A 1308-nucleotide genomic window follows, 5' to 3' on the forward strand; every position below is an offset into this window, starting at 1 on the left:
GGTTCTTCACGGAATCCCGGGAAACACAGAAACAAGAACGCCGATTTGGTTGATGATGTTCGTGCGAGCAAACACATCTAACAAACCGGCGTTCTTATGCGCGATATTAATACTTTCCTTCCTTTTTGGGAGGGCTTTTCTGTCGTCACGATCAGGCCTGATGGTGACGCCCTACGGATCGATCTGATTCCCCACGCGACCCGATTCCCTTCCTGCAGCGGGTGCCAAAAGCCCTGTTCAACCACTCATGAGTATTGCGAGCGCACCGTTCGTGATTTACCCATCCTCGGCCGTGCGGTGCGCCTCAACGTGTTGCTCAGGCGGGTGGGCTGCCGTGATTGCGGCAAACGCATGGAGGCCGTCAGCTGGCTGGATCGCTATGCCCGTATGACGCGCCGCCTGGCCGAGACCGTCATTCAAGCCTGTGAGCGCCTTCCCACACTGCACGTGGCGCAACTATTCGGGCTGCATTGGGACACCGTGCGGTTGCTGGAGCGTCGCGCCTTGCAAACGGCGCTGAGCATTCTGCCCAAGGCCCAGCCACAGCGCCTGATCATGGACGAATTTGCGTTGTTCAAAGGGCATCGTTACGCCAGCGTGGTGCTGGATGCCGATACACGACGGGTTCTGTGGATTGGCGAAGGCCGTAGCCGGGCGGCGGTCAGGCCATTTTTTGAAGAACTGGGGCCGGAGGGTTGCGCTCGAATCGAAGCGGTGGCGATGGACATGAACACGGCCTTTGACCTGGAGGTTCGTCAGCACTGCCCAAACGCCCGCGTGGTCTACGACCTCTTTCATGTGGTGGCCAAGTATGGCCGAGAGGTGATTGATCGGGTCCGCGTCGACGAAGCCAATCGGCTACGTCATGACAAGCCGGCACGCAAGGTCATCAAGCAAGCGCGGTGGCTGCTTCTGCGCAACCCGCAGAACCTGAAAACGCCGGAGCAACAGGTCCATTTGCAGGATTTGCTGGCGGCCAACCAAGCGTTGATGACGGTCTATTTGATGAAGGCTGAACTCAAAACGCTGTGGGCACCGAATACCGCCTGGGGCTGGAGATCGGTGTGGAGACAATGGCTGCTCCATGCGCAGGAAAGCGAAATACCGGCCCTAATCCAGTTTGCCAAACGGCTCAAGGGTTACTGGCGTGGCATCGTCAGCCGAGTGCGCTGGCCGATGCATACAGGCCAGTTGGAAGGCATAAACAATCGAATCAAGGTCATCAAACGGATGGCGTACGGTTACCGGGATAGCGAGTTCTTTTTCATGAAGATCAAGAGTGTCTATCCCGGAAATCCGTGAAGAACC

The 1308-nt window shown here is 57.4% G+C and carries 1 protein-coding gene; it reads left to right on the forward strand.

Annotated elements, in window-relative coordinates:
- The first annotated feature begins 96 nt into the window (after positions 1 to 96).
- Positions 97 to 1302, forward strand: a complete 1206-nt coding sequence (locus Q6A48_RS25885) for an ISL3 family transposase (protein WP_304557312.1) — start codon at positions 97 to 99, stop codon at positions 1300 to 1302.
- Positions 1303 to 1308 lie beyond the last annotated feature (6 nt).

It is taken from the genome of Pseudomonas citrullilanati (assembly GCF_030580855.1).
Classification (GTDB): Bacteria; Pseudomonadota; Gammaproteobacteria; order Pseudomonadales; family Pseudomonadaceae; genus Aquipseudomonas; species Aquipseudomonas citrulli.

Coding starts and splice junctions, on each gene's coding strand:
- Q6A48_RS25885 (WP_304557312.1), top strand. CDS start 97: ATGCGCGATATTAATACTTTCCTTCCTTTTTGGGAGGGCTTTTCTGTC.